Source organism: Streptosporangium sp. NPDC049376, from assembly GCF_044466505.1.
Lineage (GTDB): Bacteria > Actinomycetota > Actinomycetes > Streptosporangiales > Streptosporangiaceae > Streptosporangium.
The window spans coordinates 577,677-597,977 of the sequence record NZ_JBITMT010000002.1; the positions used below are offsets into that span (position 1 = coordinate 577,677).

General features: G+C 69.0%; 22 protein-coding genes. 4 read left to right on the top strand and 18 right to left on the bottom strand.

The genetic code is table 11. The features are described from left to right. Positions 1-238: 238 nt before the first annotated feature. Entirely contained in the window at positions 239-1,402 is a 1,164-nt protein-coding gene (locus ACIBVQ_RS08040; protein WP_362772661.1) for an acyl-CoA dehydrogenase family protein, read from the bottom strand. Positions 1,403-1,554: 152 nt separating this feature from the next. On the opposite strand from ACIBVQ_RS08040, the gene ACIBVQ_RS08045 reads away from it, so the two are divergent. Continuing rightward, positions 1,555-2,874: a UDP-glucose/GDP-mannose dehydrogenase family protein gene (locus tag ACIBVQ_RS08045; protein WP_352009966.1), complete on the top strand. Its 1,320-nt coding sequence runs from the start codon at positions 1,555-1,557 to the stop codon at positions 2,872-2,874. A 47-nt stretch (positions 2,875-2,921) separates the two neighbouring features. On the opposite strand, the gene ACIBVQ_RS08050 is transcribed toward ACIBVQ_RS08045, so the two are convergent. From ACIBVQ_RS08050 to ACIBVQ_RS08065, 4 genes are all read right to left on the bottom strand, one after another. Further along, positions 2,922-3,125 carry a DUF397 domain-containing protein gene (locus ACIBVQ_RS08050; protein WP_352009967.1) on the bottom strand — a complete coding sequence of 68 codons (204 nt, stop codon included), beginning with the start codon at positions 3,123-3,125 and terminating at the stop codon, positions 2,922-2,924. Continuing rightward, complete coding sequence (locus ACIBVQ_RS08055) at positions 3,110-3,937, bottom strand: helix-turn-helix transcriptional regulator (RefSeq protein WP_352009968.1); 828 nt, start codon at positions 3,935-3,937, stop codon at positions 3,110-3,112. Before ACIBVQ_RS08055 ends, ACIBVQ_RS08050 begins: the two co-directional genes overlap by 16 nt. 167 nt (positions 3,938-4,104) lie before the next feature. Beyond that, on the bottom strand, positions 4,105-5,601 hold the full coding sequence (locus ACIBVQ_RS08060) for an alpha/beta fold hydrolase (protein ID WP_399176376.1): 1,497 nt from the start codon (positions 5,599-5,601) through the stop codon (positions 4,105-4,107). Positions 5,602-5,663: 62 nt separating this feature from the next. Further along, on the bottom strand, positions 5,664-5,900 hold the full coding sequence (locus tag ACIBVQ_RS08065; protein WP_352009970.1) for a DUF397 domain-containing protein: 237 nt from the start codon (positions 5,898-5,900) through the stop codon (positions 5,664-5,666). Between the two features lie 303 nt (positions 5,901-6,203). On the opposite strand from ACIBVQ_RS08065, the gene ACIBVQ_RS08070 reads away from it, so the two are divergent. Both ACIBVQ_RS08070 and ACIBVQ_RS08075 read left to right on the top strand, forming a co-directional pair. After that, a complete protein-coding gene (locus ACIBVQ_RS08070; RefSeq protein WP_399176378.1) occupies positions 6,204-6,953 on the top strand; it encodes an alpha/beta fold hydrolase in 750 nt (249 codons plus the stop codon). Positions 6,954-7,143: 190 nt separating this feature from the next. Next, the gene (locus tag ACIBVQ_RS08075; RefSeq protein ID WP_399176380.1) at positions 7,144-8,361 is read left to right on the top strand and encodes an MFS transporter; all 1,218 of its coding nucleotides are present in this window, start codon (positions 7,144-7,146) and stop codon (positions 8,359-8,361) included. A gap of 61 nt (positions 8,362-8,422) precedes the next feature. Here ACIBVQ_RS08075 and ACIBVQ_RS08080 read toward each other — a convergent pair whose 3' ends face one another. From ACIBVQ_RS08080 to ACIBVQ_RS08090, 3 genes are all read right to left on the bottom strand, one after another. Beyond that, positions 8,423-8,665, bottom strand: coding sequence for a hypothetical protein (locus ACIBVQ_RS08080; protein ID WP_386193552.1), 243 nt, complete (start codon positions 8,663-8,665; stop codon positions 8,423-8,425). A gap of 81 nt (positions 8,666-8,746) precedes the next feature. Beyond that, positions 8,747-9,250 (bottom strand): 5-(carboxyamino)imidazole ribonucleotide mutase, encoded by a 504-nt coding sequence (gene purE, locus ACIBVQ_RS08085; protein ID WP_352009974.1) that lies wholly within the window; start codon positions 9,248-9,250, stop codon positions 8,747-8,749. Positions 9,251-9,293: 43 nt separating this feature from the next. After that, a complete protein-coding gene (locus tag ACIBVQ_RS08090; protein WP_362910362.1) occupies positions 9,294-10,379 on the bottom strand; it encodes a 5-(carboxyamino)imidazole ribonucleotide synthase in 1,086 nt (361 codons plus the stop codon). A gap of 381 nt (positions 10,380-10,760) precedes the next feature. Here ACIBVQ_RS08090 and ACIBVQ_RS08095 point away from each other — a divergent pair, with 381 nt between their 5' ends. After that, a complete protein-coding gene (locus tag ACIBVQ_RS08095; RefSeq protein ID WP_352009975.1) occupies positions 10,761-11,240 on the top strand; it encodes a GtrA family protein in 480 nt (159 codons plus the stop codon). A 3-nt stretch (positions 11,241-11,243) separates the two neighbouring features. On the opposite strand, the gene ACIBVQ_RS08100 is transcribed toward ACIBVQ_RS08095, so the two are convergent. From ACIBVQ_RS08100 to ngcE, 10 genes are all read right to left on the bottom strand, one after another. Then, positions 11,244-12,521, bottom strand: coding sequence for an ATP-binding protein (locus ACIBVQ_RS08100; protein WP_352009976.1), 1,278 nt, complete (start codon positions 12,519-12,521; stop codon positions 11,244-11,246). A gap of 3 nt (positions 12,522-12,524) precedes the next feature. Continuing rightward, a complete protein-coding gene (locus tag ACIBVQ_RS08105; RefSeq protein ID WP_012888073.1) occupies positions 12,525-13,193 on the bottom strand; it encodes a response regulator transcription factor in 669 nt (222 codons plus the stop codon). A gap of 259 nt (positions 13,194-13,452) precedes the next feature. Next, positions 13,453-13,935 carry a bacterioferritin gene (gene bfr / locus ACIBVQ_RS08110; RefSeq protein WP_362772684.1) on the bottom strand — a complete coding sequence of 161 codons (483 nt, stop codon included), beginning with the start codon at positions 13,933-13,935 and terminating at the stop codon, positions 13,453-13,455. A gap of 15 nt (positions 13,936-13,950) precedes the next feature. Beyond that, positions 13,951-14,130: a (2Fe-2S)-binding protein gene (locus ACIBVQ_RS08115; RefSeq protein ID WP_352009978.1), complete on the bottom strand. Its 180-nt coding sequence runs from the start codon at positions 14,128-14,130 to the stop codon at positions 13,951-13,953. Positions 14,131-14,270: 140 nt separating this feature from the next. Further along, the gene (locus ACIBVQ_RS08120) at positions 14,271-14,888 is read right to left on the bottom strand and encodes an MBL fold metallo-hydrolase (protein WP_352009979.1); all 618 of its coding nucleotides are present in this window, start codon (positions 14,886-14,888) and stop codon (positions 14,271-14,273) included. After that, positions 14,885-15,970: an S-(hydroxymethyl)mycothiol dehydrogenase gene (locus ACIBVQ_RS08125; protein ID WP_352009980.1), complete on the bottom strand. Its 1,086-nt coding sequence runs from the start codon at positions 15,968-15,970 to the stop codon at positions 14,885-14,887. Before ACIBVQ_RS08125 ends, ACIBVQ_RS08120 begins: the two co-directional genes overlap by 4 nt. 91 nt (positions 15,971-16,061) lie before the next feature. Beyond that, entirely contained in the window at positions 16,062-17,039 is a 978-nt protein-coding gene (locus tag ACIBVQ_RS08130) for an adenylate/guanylate cyclase domain-containing protein (RefSeq protein WP_399176385.1), read from the bottom strand. 91 nt (positions 17,040-17,130) lie between these two features. After that, positions 17,131-17,982: a carbohydrate ABC transporter permease gene (locus ACIBVQ_RS08135; RefSeq protein ID WP_352009982.1), complete on the bottom strand. Its 852-nt coding sequence runs from the start codon at positions 17,980-17,982 to the stop codon at positions 17,131-17,133. Beyond that, on the bottom strand, positions 17,982-18,893 hold the full coding sequence (locus ACIBVQ_RS08140; RefSeq protein ID WP_362910269.1) for a sugar ABC transporter permease: 912 nt from the start codon (positions 18,891-18,893) through the stop codon (positions 17,982-17,984). Before ACIBVQ_RS08140 ends, ACIBVQ_RS08135 begins: the two co-directional genes overlap by 1 nt. A gap of 12 nt (positions 18,894-18,905) precedes the next feature. Continuing rightward, positions 18,906-20,300 (bottom strand): N-acetylglucosamine/diacetylchitobiose ABC transporter substrate-binding protein, encoded by a 1,395-nt coding sequence (gene ngcE / locus ACIBVQ_RS08145; RefSeq protein WP_399176388.1) that lies wholly within the window; start codon positions 20,298-20,300, stop codon positions 18,906-18,908. Position 20,301: the final 1 nt, after the last annotated feature.

The following is a 20,301-nucleotide window of genomic DNA, read 5'->3' on the forward strand; positions in this document are numbered from 1 at the left end:
ATGAAGGTTCGGTACCGGCCGGACAGAGTCTCGTGCACCCACACCCCGGAACATCTGGAGAGGCCGGATTCCTCGGACCCCCCGGGACGACCGTTCCGGTGACCTTGTCCATCGTGACGACCCCCGCTCCGTGAGACACGGGGCGCTCCCCGTTCCGTCCCCGCTCCGCGTCTCACGGAACGGGGACGGAACAGAGCCTCATGGAAGCCACGAAGACCGGCGGACGGTTCTCAGCGACCTACTTCAGCAGCTGCCTGGCCATGACCAGGCGCTGGATCTGGTTGGTGCCCTCGTAGATCTGGGTGATCTTGGCGTCGCGCATCATGCGCTCCACCGGGTAGTCGCTGGTGTAGCCGTACCCGCCGAGGAGCTGGACCGCGTCAGTGGTGATCTCCATGGCCGCGTCGGAGGCGGCGCACTTGGCGGCGCTGGAGATGAAGGTGAGGTCCTTCTGCGGCTTGCCGTGCATGGCCAGCTCGGACTTGGCGGCCGCGGCGTAGGTGAGCTGCCTGGCCGCCTCCAGCTTCATCGCCATGTCAGCGATCATGAACTGGAGTCCCTGGAAGTCGGCGACGGGCCTGCCGAACTGCTTGCGCTCCTTGACGTAGCCGATCGCGTAGTCCAGCGCCCCCTGGGCGATGCCGAGCGCCTGGGCGGCGATCGTGACGCGGGTGTGGTCCAGGGTGGCCAGCGCGGTCTTGAAGCCGGTGCCCGGGGCGCCGATCATGCGGGAGGCCGGGATGCGGACGTCCTCAAGGATGACCTGACGGGTCGGGGAGGCCCGGATGCCGAGCTTGCGCTCCTTGGCCCCGAAGCTGACACCCTCGTCCGACTTCTCCACGACGAAGGCGGAGATGCCCTTGGCGCCCACGCCCGGCTCGGTCACGGCCATCACCGTGTAGTACTCGGAGACCCCGGCGTTGGTGATCCACATCTTCGCGCCGTTGAGCACGTAGTGGTCGCCGTCGGCCACGGCTCGGGTCTTCATCGCCGCGGCGTCACTGCCCGCCTCCGCCTCGGACAGGGCGTAGGAGAACATCGCCTCGCCCCGCGCGACCGGCGGCAGGTAACGCTGCTTGAGTTCCTCGGAGGCCGACAGCAGCAGCGGGACGGTGCCCAGCTTGTTGACCGCGGGGATCAGCGAGGACGAGGCGCACGCCCGCGCCACCTCCTCGATGACGACGACGGCCGCGAGCGCGTCCGCCCCGGCGCCGCCGTACTCCTCCGGGACGTGTACGGCGTGCAGGTCGGCCGCGACGAGTGCCTTGTAGACGTCCCAGGGGAACTCCCCTGTCTCGTCGGCTTCGGCGGCCCGCGGAGCGATCTTCTCGTCGGCCAGGGCACGGACGGTCTCCCGGAGCATCTGGTGCTCTTCGGGCAGCTCGTAGAGAGGGAAGCTCATGGAGAAATACTAGGACGTCCAACAAAATATGGACCGCTCCAGGGTGGTAGATCAGTGCAGCCAGATGTTTGTGCAGGTGGCGTGAGAGTACAGACAAGTGGATACCGCTACTCTGACGGCACAGAATCGGGCAGAAACCGAAAGGAACACCAGTGGCCTACCGCCTGACGATGGTGGGAACCGGATACCTGGGTGCGACGACGTCGGCATGCATGGCGGAGCTGGGCTTCGAAGTCCTCGGCGTCGACGTGGATGCGGAGAAGATCGCCCGCCTGCAGGCCGGGGACCTGCCTATCTACGAACCCGGCCTTCAGGAGATCCTCCGGCGCAATCTCGCCAACGGACGGCTGCGCTTCACCACCTCCTACGAGGAGGCCGCGGCCTTCGGGGATGTGCACTTCCTGTGCCTGGGCACCCCGCAGAAGCCCGGAGAGTACGGCGCGGACGTCTCCCATCTGGACGCCGCGGTCGAGTCGCTGGCACCGTTCCTGGAACGTGAGTGCCTGGTGGTCGGCAAGTCGACGGTCCCGGTCGGCACCGCGCAACGCCTGTCAGAGAAGCTCGCACGGCTCGCCCCCATCGGCTCCGGCGCCGAGCTGGCCTGGAACCCGGAGTTCCTGCGCGAGGGCTTCGCCGTGAAGGACACGCTGTATCCCGACCGGATCGTGCTCGGCGTCGCCTCGGAGAAGGCCGAGAAGGTCATGCGCGAGGTCTACGCCGCCATGCTCGAACGCCAGACCCCCCTGGTGATCACCGACTACCCCACCGCCGAGCTGGTCAAGGTCGCCGCCAACGCCTTCCTCGCGACCAAGATCTCCTTCGTCAACGCGATGGCCGAGGTCTGCGAGGCCGCCCACGCCGACGTCAAGCAGCTGTCGCTGGCGCTGTCCTTCGACGACCGCATCGGCGGCAAGTTCCTCAACCCCGGCCTGGGCTTCGGCGGCGGCTGCCTGCCCAAGGACATCCGCGCCTTCATGGCCCGCGCCGGAGAGCTCGGCGCCGACCAGGCGCTGACCTTCCTGCGCGAGGTCGACGCGATCAACATGCGCCGCCGCGCCCGTATGGTCGACCTGGCCCGCGAGCTGACCGGCGGCTCCTTCCACGGGTGTACGGTGACCGTCCTCGGCGCCGCGTTCAAGCCGAACTCCGACGACATCCGCGACTCGCCCGCCCTCGACGTCGCCGTCACGATCAGCCGGCAGGGCGGCCAGGTCACCGTCTACGACCCGGCGGCCCAGGAGAACGCCCGCCGGGCACATCCCCAGCTCGCCTACGGCGAATCCGCCCTCGACGCCGCCCGCGACGCCCATGTCGTGCTGCTGCTGACCGAGTGGCAGGAGTTCATCGACCTCGACCCCGAGGCCCTGGGCTCCGTGGTCGCCAGGCGCAAGATCGTCGACGGCCGTAACGCCCTCGACGCCGAGGTCTGGCGCGAGGCCGGCTGGCACTACCGCGCCCTGGGGCGCCCCTGACACACGCGACGGCCCCCTGCGCGTGAGAGCGTCAGGGGGCCGGTTGATCAGACGTCGAACGAACCCTGCCTGACCTCACCGAGGAACGCCCGCCACGCCGTACGGGTGAGGATCAGCTTCGGCCCGTCGGGGTCCTTGGAGTCACGTAGCGCGAACAGCGGGCCGACCGCGGCCATCTCGACGCACTCTCCGCCGTTGTCGCTGCTCAACGACGCCTTACGCCACACGGCCCCGCTCAGGTCTGCTTCCATGTCTCCATCACCTTCGTCATGAGATCGATGCTCGCCCCCGGGGACATGGCCTCGGTGCGAAGCTCCTCGTAGCGTCTGCTGACCTCCGCCACGTCACGCGGATGATCCGTTACCCGCCCTTCGATCGCGCATTCCACATAGGCGGTGTCCGTGGTGCCCTCGATTCCGGCGATGACGAACGCCCCGCTCAGACCGGCCGTGACGCTGGCGTCCCCCGGCATCACCTGGATGGAGATGTGACGGTTCTCCATCGCCGCGATGACGGCCGCGATCTGACCGCGCATGATCTCGGGGCTGCCGACCCGCCGGTAGAGCATGCTCTCGTCCAGCACCGCCCACAACAGGGGTGGATTGGCGCCGTGCAGCAGGCTCTGCCGTTCGATCCTGGCGGCGACCAGCTCCTCGATCCGCTCCTCCGGCATCGTCCGCCTGCCTTTCAGCAGGGCGCGGGCGTAGTCGGGGGTCTGCAGCAGGCCGGGGAAGACCAGCGGCTGCCAGTTCTTGAGAACGTGCGCCCTGCGTTCGATCCCCACCCATGGACGAAACCAGACGGGATAGGCGGCCTGGCTGAGAATCGGCCAGATCCGCATGAGCGTCCCCTCGGTGTTGAGCATCCGGTCACAGCGCTCGATGAAGTCACGCGACGGATTGCGCTTGGCGGTCTCGACCATCCCGACCAGGGAGACGGAGGAGGAGATCGCCTCTGCGAGCTGCTCCTGGGTCCATCCGGCCTGGTCGCGCAGGCGGCGAAGCTCTGCTGCGAAGAACGCCAGCGGGCCTGACCCGCTGTCGAGCTCACGCGACGATGGCATCCGAACTCCTGTCTTACGTCTCACACCGGTATCGCAGCATGACCGGTCATCAGGGGACACGATCATGCCTTCAGTGACAACTGCATCACGCACGGTAATGTGACACCGTCTCGTTTGGAAGCGCATCCCCAAAACACGTCAAGATCAGCAAAGCGAGACCCCGGCGATCACCCAGAGACCTTGACCGGGGGGATGGCCGCCAGGCACGAGGTGTCCGGCGTCCGGCCGTCACGGAGAAACGCGGTCACAACGCCCGCGACGCACCCGCTGGGTTCGAACTCCGACACATGGCCGACGTTGGGCACGGACACGAAGACCCCCCGGGGAAACTGCGCGGCGGCCTTGCGCCCGTTGGCCTCGGCGGTGATGCCGTCCAGGTCGCCGTTGAGCACCAGCACCGGCACGTCGGGGAAGCTCCCGGTCGAGACGTACGGCCTGCCGGTGCCCTTGGCGGGCCAGCGCAGGCAGTAGTCCCCGGCGTCGGCCTGCGCCCTGGCGAATCCCAGGGGGCTGAACGCGCCGAACTCGCCGGGCCTGGCCCGTCCGACCGCGCGTTCGAAGTGGCGGCGCCGTTCGGCGAGCGAGGCCCCGACCGGCCACGGGCGGGGGTAGTCGTTGCACGAGACGGTGGCCGCGATGCCCATGTCCATGCCCTCGTAGGCGGCCAGGTCTCCCGCCATGATCTCCCCCATCAGCGCGACCAGCTCACGGTCGTCCCCCCGGGCCGCGCCGCGCAACGCCCTGGGCAGCCTGCCGACGACCGGGACCTCCGAGGGCACCGCCCCGACGGCGACGCTGGCCGAGGAGTAGACCAGCTGCGCGAACCTGTCCTCGGTGAGCGCGACCCACCTGTTCCGTCCGCCGACGGTGAGGGGCACCCGCGCGGGTACGGCCCGCAGCCTGGCGGCCACCCTGCCCAGGTCCCGTACGGCCCGCTCCCCGTCGCAGGCCCCGCTCCGCTCGCAGATCCGCCGCAGCGTCAGGGAGACGGCCTGGGCGCTCTCCCTGCCCAGCGGGTCGAGGCCGATGGGGTAGGCGGCGGAGAACACCGCCGACTGGACCCGCTCCGGATGCCGCTGGGCGTAGACGGGCAGCAGGTAGGTGCCGTAGGAGAGTCCGTACAGCATGACCTTGGGGATGCCCAGGGCGGCCCTGACGGCGTCGAGGTCGTCGGCGGTCGCGGCCGAGGTGTAGCCGGCGGCGCGCGGGCCGAGGTTGTCCGCGCAGCGGCCGACCAGCCGTAACAGGCCCTCCCGTGGTTCGGTCACCACGGCACCCGCGGGAACGCCGCAGGTCAGGGGGCCCGACCGGCCCACTCCCCGGGGATCGACGAGCAGCAGGTCGTGGTCGGTGAGCAGGCCCCCGAGCAGGGCGGTGAACGTCTCGTGCTGGGCGATCGCCTGTCCTCCCGGGCCACCGGGATTGACGAGGATCGTCCCCTTGGCGGGGCCGGCCGTCTCCCGCCGGAGGATTCGTGCGTATCCGACGGTGACGGCGCCCAGGTCCGGCCTTCCCTGGACGAGGGGCCGGGGAAGCGTTCCGCACTCGACCCGGTGGCCGGGAACCTCAGGACACCAGGTGGTCTCCTGGGCGGGGGCGGACACACCGGACAGGGCGCCGGGCAGGGCGAGGGACAGGGCGAGAGCGATCGAAGTCAAGGTCACGATCGGGATTGTTGATCCTCACCCGGCCCGCCACCAGACCCAAACTTCGACCCCGGCGTCGATCAGTTGTCGAACTCGCCGAGTTTCACGCCGCCCACGAAGGCCTCCCACTCCGAGCGGGTGAAGAAGAGCTTCGGGCCTTCGGGGTTCTTCGAGTCGCGCAGCACGTACAGCGAGCCGAGGCCCGCCTTGTGGCCGGAGTCGACCGGGTCGATCACGGCCACCTCGACGCAGTCCTCGGTGGGGTCGTCACCCGTGACCGCCCTGCGCCAGACGGCCTTGCTCAGGTCAACGTCCATCTCTCATCACCTTCGCTGTCGGGTCGGCGCCGCGCCGGGCACCTTCATACGGAGATCCAGGATGACCGGTGACGTTCTCCCCCGCGCCGGATTCCCGCACACAGTATCCGCGGCGACGACCGGCGGCGGACAGGACCGTACGCGATTACCTAACGGATGACTGATTCCTCCCTTGATGGACTTCAATAACGTTCTGATCAGCGAAACAACCGAAAGATCCTGAGGAGATTGCCATGCCGTACTTCGAGACCGCCGACGGCACCCGTCTCGCCTACGAGGACTACGGCACCGGCAAAGCCGATCGTGTTCGTGGCCAGCTGGGCGCTGGGCGCCGACATGTGGGAGTACCAGGTGCCGTTCTTCGTCGAGCAGGGCTACCGGTGCGTCCTCCTCGACAGGCGTGGGCACGGCCGCTCCGACCGTCCCTCGGGGGGATACGACATCGACACCAGGGCCGACGACCTCGCCACCCTGATCGAGCACCTCGACCTGCGGGAGATCACCCTGGTCGGGCACTCCGCCGGTGGCGGCGAGGTGGCGCGTTACCTGGTCAGGCACGGTGAGGAGCGGGTCTCGCGGGTCGCGTTCGTCTCGGCGGTGCTGCCGTTCCTGAAGCGGACGGACGACAACCCGCAGGGCGCGCCCGAGATGCTCTGCGAGGCGGTGATCACCCGGTTCAGGAAGGATCGGCCCAAGTGGTTCGCCCAGCGGGCGCAGGGGTTCTACGCCACCCACCTGGGCAACGACGCCTCGCCCGCGCTGGTCGACCTCACGCTGCGGCGGTGCCTGGACACCGCGCCGTGGGCGACGATCGAGGTGTGGCGTTCGACCTTCCACGCCGACCACCGCGAGGGCCTGCGCGCGATCACCGTCCCCACGCTGGTGGTGCACGGCACGGCCGACCAGTCCGCGATCGTGGAGATGACCGGCAGGCGCACCGCGCAGCTGGTGCCGGGCTGCGTCTACAAGGAGTACCCCACCGGCGGCCACGGCCTGTTCGCCACCCACAGCGAGCAGCTGAACAACGACATCCTTGACCTGGTCAAGGGCTGACGGGGCGTTCCGCCGGACGGCCGAGGGGAAAAACGGGAGGACGGACACGGGCAGAACGTCCGTATACTCCTGGCATGATCCGACGACATTGATGAACGACCAGAGGTCGAAACGAGAGCGGATGCCGTGGGCCACCTGGCGCCTCAGAGCACCTGGAGCCCCGTCCCATCTCGTCTCGTGGAAAGACCTCATGATCGCACTTTCTCCGCGTGCGTCGGGCGCCCGCGTGAAGCGGCTGACCCGTCCCCTCTACCTCTACGCGGCCCTTGAGGACTTTGTCCTCCTCTATCCGGTCTACGCTCTGTTGTTCGCCGACCACGGCCTGTCGGTGCCCGAGATCTCCTCCTTGTTCGTCATCGGCGCCGTCTGCGGCATGCTGCTGGAGGTCCCCTCGGGCGCGTGGGCCGACGCCGTCTCCCGTCGTCTGCTGCTGTCGGTGGGGCCGCTGCTGTCCGCGGTGGGTTACGCCCTGTGGTTCCTGGTTCCGGCCTACTGGTCGTTCGCGCTCGGGTTCGTGCTCTGGAGCGCGGGTTCCTCGCTCCGCTCCGGCTCGATGGAGGCGCTCGTCTACGAGGAGCTCGACCATCTGGGTGAGGCCGGGCGCTATGCCACGGTGATGGGCAGGGTCCGTGCCATCGGGCTCGTCGCCGTCGCGGCGGCCACCGCGGCGGCGACCCCGGTGCTGAGCGTCGGCGGGTATTTCGCCCTCGGTGTGGCCAGTGTGCTGACCTGCGTGTTGTGCGCCCTGACCGGTATGGCGCTGCCCGAGCACCGGGTGGCCTCGGCGCGGCACGAGGACGCGAGCGGGTATGTGGCCGTGCTGCGGGCGGGCCTGGGCGAGGTGCGGGACAACCGGCCGGTCCGGGGCGCCCTGCTGCTCGTCGCGGTGGTGACGGCGGTCTGGGGTGGTCTTGAGGAGTACGTCCCGCTGCTCGCGGCGGCGACCGGCGTCTCCGAGGCGACCGTGCCGTTGCTCGTGCTGATCGTCTGGGGTGGCGTCGCGGTCGGGGGCCTGCTGGCCGGGGTCGCGAACAGGATGCCGGTCAGGGCCTTCGCCGCGGTGCTCGCCCTGGCCTCGCTCGTCATGGCGGCCGGGGCGCTGACGGAGCGGCCCGCCGGGCTGGTCGCGGTCGGCGCGGGCTTCTGCGTCTTCCAGCTGGCGAGCGTGATCGCCGACGCCAGGCTCCAGCGGCGGATCACCGGGCCGAGCCGGGCCACGGTGACCTCGTTCGCGGGCATCGGCATGGACGCGGGCACGGTGGTGGTCTACGGCGTCTACGCCGCTCTTTCGCCGTTCGCCGCGCATGGCGTGATCTTCGCGCTGTTCGCCGCGCCGTACCTCTGCGTCGCCGCCGCCCTCGCGTACGGCTCCGCCCCTGCCCCGTCCGCCTCGACGGGCTCCCGCTAGGCCGTCTCCCACCCGCCCGCGCCGCCCCGCGTCGTGCGTGGAGTGCCTGCCCGGTGACCGGTCACCACGCCGGCCGAAGCCCAGGGTCGCGGTGACCGGGCACGTGGCGGCCCGCCGGGCGTTCGACCAGCCCGTCGGGGGCGCGCCGCTGGAGGATCCGGCTGTTGCCCGCTTCTCCCGGCGTGGGGGCCGGGAGTGCCGCCTGCCCTGAGGTGAGGGGGCGGCGGGTGCCGGCTCCCATGCCTCCGAGGACCGCCAGGATCAGGACCGTCACCCCGAGGGTGGTCCGTATCACGTTTCTCATGGTTCCTCCCTCCTCATCCCGCCGAAGGTCCTCTCCTGCCCCGAAGGGCGGGAGATATCCACACGGATGAGGAGGGAGGGATCAGCCGCCGAGGGAGGCGGCCTCGGCGCGCAGCTTGGCGCCCTTGGCGTGGGCCTGGTCCCGCAGCGACTCCTGGAAGCCCTCCATCCGGACCCGCAGCGCCTCATCCGAGGCCGCCAGAATCCGTACGGCCAGCAGCCCCGCGTTGCGTGCGCCGCCGACGGCGACGGTCGCGACCGGGACCCCGGCGGGCATCTGGACGATCGAGAGCAGGGAGTCCATGCCGTCGAGATACTTCAGTGGCACCGGGACACCGATCACCGGCAGCGGGGTCACCGAGGCGAGCATGCCGGGCAGGTGGGCGGCGCCCCCGGCCCCCGCGATGATCACCTTCAGGCCGCGCCCCGCCGCCTGCTTGCCGTAGGCGATCATCTCCTCGGGCATGCGGTGCGCCGAGACCACGTCGGCCTCGAAGGGGACGTCGAACTCGGCCAGCGCCTCGGCGGCCAGCCGCATCACCGGCCAGTCGGAGTCGCTGCCCATGACGATACCGACGGCGGTCATGCTCTCTCCTCGCCTCGCAGCCCGCGGCCGCGCTTACGGACGTTCACGTGTAGCGGCCCTCGGACAGGTAGACCGCGGCGTGCTGGGCGCGCGCCCTGACCTCGTCCAGGTCGGTGCCGAGGGCGGTGACGTGGCCGATCTTGCGGCCGGGCCGTACGTCCTTGCCGTAGAAGTGGATCTTGACTCCCGGGTCGTGCGCCATGACGTGCTCGTAGCGGGAGAACAGGTCCGGGTCGTCGCCGCCCAGGAGGTTGGCCATCACCACGACGGGGGCCGCCAGTGAGGGCGAGCCGAGCGGCAGGTCGAGCACCGCGCGCAGGTGCTGCTCGAACTGGGAGGTGCGGGCGCCGTCGATGGTCCAGTGGCCGCTGTTGTGCGGGCGCATGGCCAGCTCGTTGACGACCAGCCCGGTGGCGGTCTCGAACATCTCGACGGCCAGCAGCCCGGTCACGCCCAGCTCGTGGGCGATCTTCAGGGCGATCCGCTGCGCCTGCGCGGCCCGCTCGGGGTCGAGCCCCGGGGCGGGGGCGAGCACCTCGACGCAGATGCCGTCACGCTGGACGGTCTCCACGACGGGGTAGCTGACACCCTGTCCGTGCGGCGACCTGGCGACCAGGACGGCCAGCTCACGCTCGAACGGCACGAACGTCTCGGCCATCAGCGGCACCCCGCCGGCCAGCACCTCGGCGGCCTCCTCCGCTGACCGGCAGACCCACACGCCCCGCCCGTCGTAGCCACCGCGCACCGCCTTGAGCACGACCGGCCAGCCGTGCTCTGCGGCGAACCCCGTCACGTCCTCCACGGAGGCGATCCTCCGCCACGGCGGGCAGGGAGCGCCGATCGCGGTCAGCCGCTCACGCATCACCGCCTTGTCCTGGGCGTGCACCAGCGCCTCGGCACCGGGGTGTACGGCGAAGCCGTCCTCGGTCAGCGCCCGGACGTGCTCGGTCGGCACGTGCTCGTGGTCGAAGGTGATCGCGTCGCACCCCTTGGCGAAGTCACGCAGGACCGCCAGGTCGCGGTAGTCGCCGAGCCTGGTGTCGGCGATCACCCTGGCCGCGCTCTCGTCGAGGGAGTTGGCCAGCACCCGCAGCTCGATCCCGAGGGCGATGGCCGCCTGCTGGGTCATCCGGGCCAGTTGACCTGCTCCGATGACGCCGACGACGGGACCGATGGGACTGACCGGGGAAGGGCTGCTCACGTCGGTCGAGTTTACCGGCCCTCCGCACGGGAACCGGCAGGGGCATCGGCCCCGCGCCACCGGGTACGGCGTGGGGCCGGTCATGTTTTGCCCTGAGTGCCAGGCGTGACATCCCGGGCCGGAGTAACGTCATACGCCTAGATTTATCGCCATAAATCCGATATTTCTTGAAACACCGTAACTGACTGCTTGCGGAACATCTGGTCAGCCGAAACACGGGACGAGCGGGTGCGCCGGTAACCTGACAGAACAACGTCCGAGGTCCTCCCAGCGACGGCCTCAGCCATCCGAAGGGACCGTGTGGGAGACGTGCTGTTTCTGCGACGCGCCTACGAGCAGCTCGTCGGCCTGATCCACGAGCTGTCCAAGTTCGGGGTCATCGGAGCCATCGCCTTCGTCATCGACACCGGCGGGCTGAACTTCATGCAGTACGTCCTGCACCAGGGGCCGCTGACCTCCAAGGTCGCCGCCACGACCGTGGCCGCCACCTTCGCCTACCTCGGCAACCGTTACTGGACCTTCAGGCACCGCGAGCAGAGCGGCCTGGCCAGGGAGTACTTCCTGTTCTTCCTGCTCAACGGGATCGGGCTGCTGATCGGGCTGCTGTGCATCGGCTTCACCCAGTACACCCTCAAACTGACCGACCCGCTGAGCTTCAACATCTCCAATCTGGTCGGTGTCGGCCTGGGGACGCTCTTCAGGTTCTGGTCCTACAAGAAGTGGGTCTTCCTGGCCGCGACCGAGGACATCCCCAGGGAGCTCCCGAACGAGAACACCCGGGTCCTCTAGGGCTCACGCGGGGCCGCTGACCACCCGGTTTCTCGTGGTGTCGTCCACCTGTCGCAGGAACAGCGCGAAGGCCGCCGGGCGAGGACGGATGAGTTCGAGACGGCCGCCGTCCGCGGCGGCCAGCGCCCGCGCCAGGGTCAGCCCGAGTCCGGTGCCCCCACCTCCGCTGACGTTCCTTTCGAAGATCCGTCCGGCGAGTTCGTCGGAGACCCCCTGCCCCTCGTCCGCGACCTCGATCACGATCGACCTGTCCTTGTCACTGGTGGTGACCGTCACGGTGCCGCCGCCGTGTTCGAGGGAGTTCTCCAGCAGCGTGGAGATCACCTGGCTGACGCCTCCGCTGGTGCCGAGCGCCTGCAGGCCACGCGTCCCGGACAGCTTCAGCTTGCGTCCCACCCTGCGGAAGGCCGGGCCCCACTCGATGAACTGCTGGTCGAGCACGTCGTCCAGAGTGACGGCGTCCGCCTGCGCCTGCCGCTGCCTTCTCGCCGCCGCCAGTAGTTCGTCGATCACCGCCGTGAGCCGCTCCGCCTGCACGATGGCCGCCTCGCCCTCCTCCTTGACGATTCCCGGCTCGTGCGCGGCCGCCACGATCTCCTCAAGTCGCATGGTCAGACCTGTGAGAGGGGTGCGGAGCTGGTGCGAGGCGTCGGTCGCGAACTCCCGTTCCCTGGCCAGCAGGTCCGAGATCCGGGTGGCGCTGCGGTCCAGCACCTCGGCGACCCGGTCGAGCTCCTGGATGCCGTAGCGGTGCTTGCTGGGTCTCGCGTCGCCGGAGCCCAGCCGCTCGGCGATCATGGCCAGGTCGCTGAGCGGCAGTGTCAGCCGGCGTGACTGCACGACCGCGAGCCCTACCGCGACTGCGAGGGCCGCGGCGGCCAGCGCCAGGATGAGCAGGAGCCATGCCCTGACCTCCCGCTCCACCTGCGTCTTGTCCCGGCTGACCGCGACGTACACGCCGTTCTCCGACTGGGCGTCCTGGGTCATCTTGCGACTGTCGGGGGGCTCGGTCCCCACCATCGTCACCTGGGGGGGAGTCCCTTTCGCATAGACTTGGATATATCGGTCGGGGTATTTGCGCTTGAGCTGCTCCGGATCGACGGGCTGGTCCTGAATCCGGGCATACTCCACCTCCCCCAGCAGGCTTTTGGCCTGGGAGGAAAGCTCCTGGGTCGCCTCTTCCTCGATCAGCCGGTTCACCGCGACGCCCAGGGGGATGCCCAGCAGCAACACCCCGATGACGGCGACAAGCAGGGTTGAGGAGAGCAGGCGGCGGCGCATTCCCTACTCGCGTTCGAAGCGGAAGCCAACCCCTCGCACGGTCGTGATGTATCGCGGCTTGGCGGCGTCGTCCCCCAGTTTGCGGCGCAGCCATGAGATGTGCATGTCCAGGGTCTTGGTCGAGCCCCACCAGTTGGTGTCCCACACCTCGCGCATGATCTGCTCGCGGGTGACCACCTTCCCGGCGTCGCGGACCAGGACGCGCAACAGGTCGAACTCCTTGGTCGTCAGGTGGAGCTCCTTGTCGCCCATCCACGCGCGACGGGAGTCGGCGTCGATGCGCACCCCCTGGACGACGGGCGTCTCAGAGGTGCCGCGCCGCAGCAGCGCGCGAACCCTGGCCAGGAGTTCGGCGAGCCGGAACGGCTTGGTGACGTAGTCGTCGGCCCCGGCGTCGAGGCCGACCACGGTGTCGACCTCGTCGACACGGGCGGTGAGGATGAGCACGGGCGTGCCGTGCCCCTCTGCGCGTATGCGTCTTGCGACTTCCAGGCCGTCCATCTCAGGAAGGCCCAGGTCAAGAACAATCAAGTCGATGCCACCCGACAGCGCCCGTTCCAGGGCCTGCGGGCCGTCGGGGCTCACCTCGACTTGGTAGCCCTCCCGACGCAGCGCGCGCGCCAGTGGCTCGGAGATCGAGGTATCGTCCTCGGCGAGAAGTACACAGGTCATGTTGCGATCGTAGGACCTTAAGGGATCGTTTCCCGGGCACAGCGCGCGGTTTGACTCGTCATTGACCTATCCATTGACCTGGGCAAACACTGATAAATCCCGGATAGTCGTCCCGCAACGGCTGGAGCCTTCGCGGTAGCGCTCCCGCATCAGAACCGCCTGGAAAGGGCAGCCCCGCCGGCCGTTCCCTCAAATGTTTCCGACAAAACAGAACACGCCCTCCGAAAGGAATTCGGCGGGCGTGTTCGGACGATCAACCTCAGGAGGCCGACGGTGGCTCGGCGTAGCGAGCCAGGTAGAGCTGCTCGCCCAGGCTGCTGATCAGCCCCAGCTCCGTCTCCAGATAGTCGATGTGGTGTTCCTCGTCCTCAAGGATCTCCTCGAAGAGGCGAGCGGAGGTGGCGTCGCCCTTTTCCCGCATGAAAATGATCGCGGGCTTCAACCGGTTGACGACCTCAAGCTCGATGTTGAGGTCGGATCTCAGCTGCTCCTCGACGGTCTGGCCGATGTGCAGCGTACCGAGCCGCTGATAGTTGGGCAGGCCTTCGAGAAAGAGGATTCGATCCGTCAGTTTCTCCGCGTGGCGCATCTCGTCGATGGACTCTTCGCGGGTGTACTTCGCGAGTCTGGTGTATCCCCAGTTCTCCTGCATCTTCGCGTGCAGGAAGTACTGGTTGATCGCGGTCAGCTCTGCCGTGAGCTGTTCGTTCAGCAACTCTATGATCTTCTTGTCGCCCTGCATGGCGGGCTCCTCGGGCTAAGCGGTCGGCAACAAGTCTTCAGACCGCTTCAGGATCGCACAGATCTTCCGCACGCAGGAGGCGCAGTCACCACCCGCACCGGTCCGGTCACGAACCTGGCGCGCGCTGCGGGCTCCCGACGCTATGCAGTCATGCACCTCGTTTTCGGTGACAGCGCGGCAGACGCAGACATACACGGCGGGAAAAGGCCTTTCTCAGGTGCACTACAAACTAGGTAAGGCATACCTAACATAACGCATTCAGTAAGGCTTTCCTATGTGATGTAGACCACACGAAGAACATTTCCCCGCCGCGCGTGTCCCGGCGCGTCAGACGATCAGTGCCCCCTCGCGATCCACTCCTGGAGATGCGGGGCCTCCGCGCCGATCGTGGTCGACTCGCCGTGGCCGGTCTCGACCACCGTCTCACCCGGCAGGGTGAGCAGCCTCTCCCCGATCGACCCGATGATCGTCTCGAAGGAGGAGAAGGACCTGCCCGTCGCCCCGGGGCCGCCGTTGAACAGCGTGTCGCCGGTGAAGACCACGCCCAGTTCGGGCGCGTGCAGGCACACCGCGCCCGGCGTGTGGCCGGGGGTGTGCAGCACGGTCAGCTCGACGCCGCCCGCGGTGATCACCTGCCCGTCCCCGAGCGGCGTGTACGGCAGGTCCGGGTAGACCATCTCCCACAGGACCTGGTCCGCCGGGTGGAGCATGATCGGCGCGCCGACCCGGGCGGCCAGGTCGGCCGCCGCGTCGATGTGGTCGTTGTGCGCGTGCGTGCAGACGATCGCCCTGACCTCCCGGTCGCCGATCCGCCCGGCGATGGCCGCCGCGTCGTGCGCGGCATCGACCACCACGACCTCGCGCTCGGAACCGACCAGCCAGACGTTGTTGTCCACCTCCCACGTCCCGCCGTCCAGCGAGAACGTCCCCGAGGTGACGACCCGGTCGATCACAGGACCACCACCGAGCGCAGCACCTCGCCGCGGTGCATCTTGGCGAAGGCCTCCTCGACGTCACCGAGGCCGATCGTCTCGGAGACGAAGCCGTCCAGGTTCAGCCGTCCCTGAAGATAGAGGTCGATGAGCATGGGGAAGTCACGGCTGGGCAGACAGTCGCCGTACCAGGAGGACTTCAGCGCCCCGCCCCTGCCGAAGACGTCGAGCAGCGGCAGCTCGATCGTCATCTCCGGGGTCGGGACGCCCACGAGGACCACGGTGCCCGCCAGGTCGCGGGCGTAGAAGGCCTGCCGGTAGGTCTCGGGACGGCCGACCGCCTCGATCACCACGTCCGCGCCGTTGCCGCCGGTGAGCTCCTTGATCGTCTCGACCGGGTCGCTCTCGCGGGAGTTGACGGTGTGGGTCGCGCCGAACTCCTTGGCCCAGGCGAGCTTGCGGTCGTCGATGTCCACCGCGATGATCTTCGTCGCGCCCGCCAGGTGGGCACCGTGCACGGCGGCGCCGCCGACCCCGCCGACGCCGATGACGGCCACGCTGTCGCCCCTGGTCACGCCGCCGGTGTTGATCGCGGCGCCGATGCCCGCCATCACGCCGCAGCCGAGCAGCCCGGCGGCCGTCGCCGGGGCCGCCGGGTCGACCTTGGTGCACTGCCCGGCGGCCACCAGGGTCTTCTCGGCGAAGGCGCCGATGCCCAGGGCCGGGCTGAGCGGCGTGCCGTCCTCAAGGGTCATCGGCTGGGTGGCGTTGTGGGTGCTGAAGCAGTACCACGGACGGCCCCGGCGACAGGCGCGGCACTGCCCGCAGACCGCCCGCCAGTTCAGGATCACGTAGTCACCGGGCGCGACGTCGGTGACACCCTCACCGACCGCCTCGACGACCCCGGCGGCCTCGTGGCCGAGCAGGAACGGGAACTCGTCGTTGATCCCGCCCTCGCGGTAGTGCAGGTCGGTGTGGCACACCCCGCACGCCTGGACGTTCACCACCGCCTCGCCCGGACCCGGGTCCGGCACGTGGACGGTCTCCAGGGAGACGGGCTCCCCCTTGCCTCGCGCGACCACGCCCTGCACGGTGTACGGCATGTCTGCACCTCGTCCTTGATCGTCTGGCATCGTGGCGGTGCCTCACCGGGCACCCCGGTGTCCATGCTTACCAGGCCGGACCGGGCTCCCGTCAGGCCCTTCTGAGCACGTACGGCTGGACCATGCCGAGCCCGCGCGCGGGGCGGCGGCGCATGCGCTGGACCGTGACCCCCGCCGCCCCCTCGACGGCCTCGGCCAGCTCGCCGTCGGCGATGATCGTGCCGGGACGGGCGATGGCCGTCAGCCGCGCGGCCAGGTTGACCGTGGTCCCGAAGACGTCGCCCATCATCGGCACCACGGGGCCGTAGGCGAGCCCGACGCGTACCTCGGGGCCGTAGTCGCGGATCGCCTCGACCAGGCCGAGCGCGATCCCCGCGGCCGTCCGCGGCTCCGCGGCGGTGAACAGCACCTCGTCCCCGAGCGTCTTGACCAGCCGCCCGCCGTACGTGGCGACCACGTCGGCGGCGCGTGACTCGAACCCCTCGACCAGGTCGGCCAGGCCGTTCTCGTCCAGTTCGCGGGAGAGCTGGGTGAAGGAGACCAGGTCGGCGAAGCCGACCGCGAGGGTCAGCCGGTTCGGCACGATCTCCTCGCTGAGGTCGGTCGTGGCGAGCAGGCGGGTCCCGGCCGCGGCGAGCTGGGCCCGCCAGACGTGGACCAGCACCTGCTCGAAGTCGGGCAACAGCCTGCGGGAGGCTTCCAGGACCGCGGCGAGGTCGGCGTCGCTCGGCCGTCCCTGCCCGTCGAGCACGGCGCCGACCATGATCTCGGCCTGCCACTGCGCCAGCCTGGCGGTCGTCTGGCCGATCGCCCTGGTCATCCTGATGACGGCCCGCTCGTCCAGCGGGCCGTCCTCCAGCATCGCCCTGACCCGGCCGAGCGCGGCCACGTCGGCGTCGGTGAAGGCGACCGCGTCGTCGGCCAGCGTGGCGAAGCCGAGCGCCCGCCAGATCCGTTCGGTGAGTTCCTGCGGCAGCCGCGCCAGCTCGGCGACCTCGACCCGGGTGTAGCGGGGCGAGGTGCCGACGAACAGGCGCTCGATCTGCTCGGCCGTCGGACGTTGCGCCACGTTCCTCTTCGCCGTCCCCTCCGTCGTGCTCAGGCTTCCGCCCAGGAGGTTACGCCACCGCCCGCACTCTCCGGGTCAGACCGGCGAGCTCCTATTTGAGCGCACCGGCCGTCATCCCCGCCTGGACCCTGCCCTGCAGGAGGGCGTAGACGATCAGGATCGGCGCCATGGCGATCGTGAGACCCGCGAAGAGGCCCGAGCGGTCACCGGCGTAGCCCTGTTCGACCGCCAGGTTGGCCAGTCCCTGTGACAGCACGAACTTGCTGTCGTCGCTGACGAGGACGAGCGGGATGAGGTACTGGTTCCACTGGCCGATGAAGTTGAAGATCCCGACGCTGATGAGTCCCGGTTTGGCCATCGGCAGCATGACCCTGAAGAAGGTCGCGATCTCTCCGCAGCCGTCGAGTGTGGCGGCCTCGGCGATCTCCCCCGGCAACGTGCGGAAGAAGGCCACCAGGAAGAACATGGAGAAGGGCAGCGAGTAGGCCGTGTAGACCAGGATGAGGCCGGGCAGCGAGTCGCCGAGCCCCAGGTTCTGGACCACGAAGAACAGCGGGACGAGCGCCATGAAGACCGGGAAGGTCATCCCGGCGACGAAGAAGTAGTAGAGCACTCCCTTGAGACGGAACTCGAAGCGGGCGAACACGTAGGCGGCCATGGCCGACAGCAGGAGCGTCAGCGTGACGCCGCCGCCGACCACGATGACGGTGTTGCCGAAGTACGTCCCGATGGAGGCGCTGTCCCAGGCCCGGGCGAAGTTCTCCCAGCGCAGGGCCGCGGGCAGCGACCACGGGTCGGCGACGATCTCGGGATCCGACTTGAGGGAGCTGACGACGGCCCACAACAGCGGCGCGGTCGAGATCACGGCCCACAGGACCAGGAACACCTGGGCGACGGCGATCGTGGGGCCGGACGACCTTCGCGGGCCCGTGGCGGTGGCCATCAGAACTCGATCCTCTCTCTACGGGTCGCCCGGAGCGTGAAGGCGGACAGGGCGAGGGTGACGGCGAAGAGCACGACGCCCATCGCGGAGGCGTAGCCGAAACGGCCGTAGGAGAACGCGTTCTGGTAGAGGTAGAACGAGGCGACCTGGGTCGAGTCGTTCGGCCCGCCGCCGGTCATGATCTGCACCACGGCGAAGGCGTCCAGTGCGGCGATTCCCAGATAGACCGTCGCCGTCCGGACGTTCTCCCAGATCAGCGGGATCGTGATGCGGAAGAAGATCTGGGTTCTCGACGCGCCGTCGAGCACCGCCGCCTCAAGCAGCGAGGCCGGGATGGCCTTGATGCCCGCGGTGAAGAGCACGACGTAGAAGCCGACGCCGTTCCAGACCAGTACGGCGAGCACGGCCCAGAAGGCGAGCCGTTCGTCACCGAGCCACGACGGCTGGACCTGTTCGAGGCCGACGGCGCGCAGCGCGCCGTTGAGCAGGCCGTTGATGGGGTTGTAGATGTTCGTCCACAGCACACCGATGATCGCGATCGACAGGATGTACGGGAAGAAGTAGACGACCCGGTAGAACCCGGCGCCCCACACGCCCCGGATCTCTCCGCTGCGGGGCCCGCCCGCGGCGTTGAGCATGAAGGCGAGGAACAGCGCCAGTCCTATGGTGACCACGGGCAGGGTCACCAGCAGGATCAGGTTGTTGAGCAGTGCCTTCCAGAACACCGGATCACCGGACAGTTCGGCGAAGTTGGCCAGGCCGACGAGGTCCACCTCGGCTGACAGGCCCCGCCAGTCGGTGAGGGCGATGTAGAACGCCTGCACGTATGGCGAGGCCACGAACACCGTGTACAGGACGACGGGCGCGGCGAGGAAGCCGACGATGACACGGCTCTGGTGCCGGTTGCGCATGGGGTGCTCGTCCTAGCCGCGGGCCGCGTCGGTGAGGCGCTGAGCCTCCTTGGCGAGCTGGTCCGCCTTCACGTCACCGTTCATGAAGCGTCCCATCACCTTGGCGATGTCGCCCCACAGCCGGCTGTCACGGGTGTCGAGGGTGACGCCGAAGACGTTGTCGCCCGCCTCGGCCAGCGCGGCGTCGATCGACACGAGACCGTGCTTGGCGTCCTTGGGCAGCTTCGCCCTGCGGTTGGAGGACAGGGTGCCCGCCTGGGCGATGAAGTTCGCGGCGCTCTCGTCGGAGAGCATCGCCCGCAGGAACTCCAGGCCGCCCGCGGTGTTCTTCGCCGAGCGCGGGACGATGTACGGCTCGCCCGCCTTGGCGCACAGGGCCCCGAAGGGCCGGTCGTCGTTCGCGGTGATCGACGGGACGCGGCAGATCGACATGTCGAAGCCCGCCGGGACGCTGTCGCCCATCTCCTTCTCCAGCCAGGAGCCGCCCGGGACGAAACCGGCCTTGCCCAGCAGGAACTGCATCTGCGCGTCGGTGTGGTTCAGCCCGGAGCTTCCCTTGAGCACCCAGCCGTTGGCGGGGATCGCCTCGAAGGCCTTCAGGGCGGCGACGGCCCGCTCGTCGGTCCAGGCGTCCTTCTCAAGGTTGTTGATCTTGTCGATGACCTCCTTGCCGGCCACCTTGTAGATCATCGAGGCCAGCCACCAGAACATGTAGTACGGGAACTGGCCGGGGTAGGTCCACGGGGTGATGCCCGCGGTGGCCATCTTGTCGCACAACGTGAGGTACTCGTCCCACGTCTGGGGGTAGGTCCACCCCTTCTCCTTGAACAGCGCGGAGCTGTACCACGCGCCGTAGGCGCCGTAGGAGTAGTTCAGGACCGTGAACTGGCCGCCGTGCGTGCCCACCTCGACCACACCGGGGCGCAGGGTGTCGCGCACCTTGGCCGCTGGATCGCTCCACGAGGGGGCGTCCAGCAGCGGAAGGAGGGGCAGCAGTGCCTCGTCCTTGACGAGCGCGCCGTAGTCGATGGCGTTGGAGCCGGAGTTGTTCACCACGTCCGGCGGGTTTCCGGCGACGAAGCGCGGCTGGAGGGACTGTTGGATCTGCTGGGTCGCCGTCTGGGTGATCTTGGCCTTGGGATGCTTGCCCTGGTACAGCTCGACGGGCAGCTTGATGTAGGTCTGGCCGTAGCCGCCGTCGAAGACGACGACCTCGATGGGCGCGCCCTGGGCCACCCCGAACGGGTTGCCCGCGGCCGCGGCCCCGGTCGGAGTGGCGGCCGGGGCGGCGCTCTGCCGGGTGCCGCCGGTGGCACAGCCGGCCAGCGCACCCGCGACAGGGGAGAGGGCGAGGAGCGCCAGAACCGAGCGACGGGTCGGCTGGAGCGGAGACGGACGGTCGTTCATG

Coding starts and splice junctions, on each gene's coding strand:
- ACIBVQ_RS08100 (WP_352009976.1), bottom strand. CDS start 12,521: ATGCGCCGCCGCCTGCTCTCCTCAACCCTGCTTGTCGCCGTCATCGGG.
- ACIBVQ_RS08125 (WP_352009980.1), bottom strand. CDS start 15,970: ATGCCGTACACCGTGCAGGGCGTGGTCGCGCGAGGCAAGGGGGAGCCC.
- ACIBVQ_RS08040 (WP_362772661.1), bottom strand. CDS start 1,402: ATGAGCTTCCCTCTCTACGAGCTGCCCGAAGAGCACCAGATGCTCCGG.
- ACIBVQ_RS08140 (WP_362910269.1), bottom strand. CDS start 18,893: ATGCGCAACCGGCACCAGAGCCGTGTCATCGTCGGCTTCCTCGCCGCG.
- ACIBVQ_RS08055 (WP_352009968.1), bottom strand. CDS start 3,937: ATGCCATCGTCGCGTGAGCTCGACAGCGGGTCAGGCCCGCTGGCGTTC.
- ACIBVQ_RS08050 (WP_352009967.1), bottom strand. CDS start 3,125: ATGGAAGCAGACCTGAGCGGGGCCGTGTGGCGTAAGGCGTCGTTGAGC.
- ACIBVQ_RS08080 (WP_386193552.1), bottom strand. CDS start 8,665: ATGAGAAACGTGATACGGACCACCCTCGGGGTGACGGTCCTGATCCTG.
- bfr (WP_362772684.1), bottom strand. CDS start 13,935: ATGCAGGGCGACAAGAAGATCATAGAGTTGCTGAACGAACAGCTCACG.
- ngcE (WP_399176388.1), bottom strand. CDS start 20,300: ATGAACGACCGTCCGTCTCCGCTCCAGCCGACCCGTCGCTCGGTTCTG.
- ACIBVQ_RS08135 (WP_352009982.1), bottom strand. CDS start 17,982: ATGGCCACCGCCACGGGCCCGCGAAGGTCGTCCGGCCCCACGATCGCC.
- ACIBVQ_RS08075 (WP_399176380.1), top strand. CDS start 7,144: ATGATCGCACTTTCTCCGCGTGCGTCGGGCGCCCGCGTGAAGCGGCTG.
- ACIBVQ_RS08090 (WP_362910362.1), bottom strand. CDS start 10,379: ATGACCCAGCAGGCGGCCATCGCCCTCGGGATCGAGCTGCGGGTGCTG.
- purE (WP_352009974.1), bottom strand. CDS start 9,250: ATGACCGCCGTCGGTATCGTCATGGGCAGCGACTCCGACTGGCCGGTG.
- ACIBVQ_RS08105 (WP_012888073.1), bottom strand. CDS start 13,193: ATGACCTGTGTACTTCTCGCCGAGGACGATACCTCGATCTCCGAGCCA.
- ACIBVQ_RS08065 (WP_352009970.1), bottom strand. CDS start 5,900: ATGGACGTTGACCTGAGCAAGGCCGTCTGGCGCAGGGCGGTCACGGGT.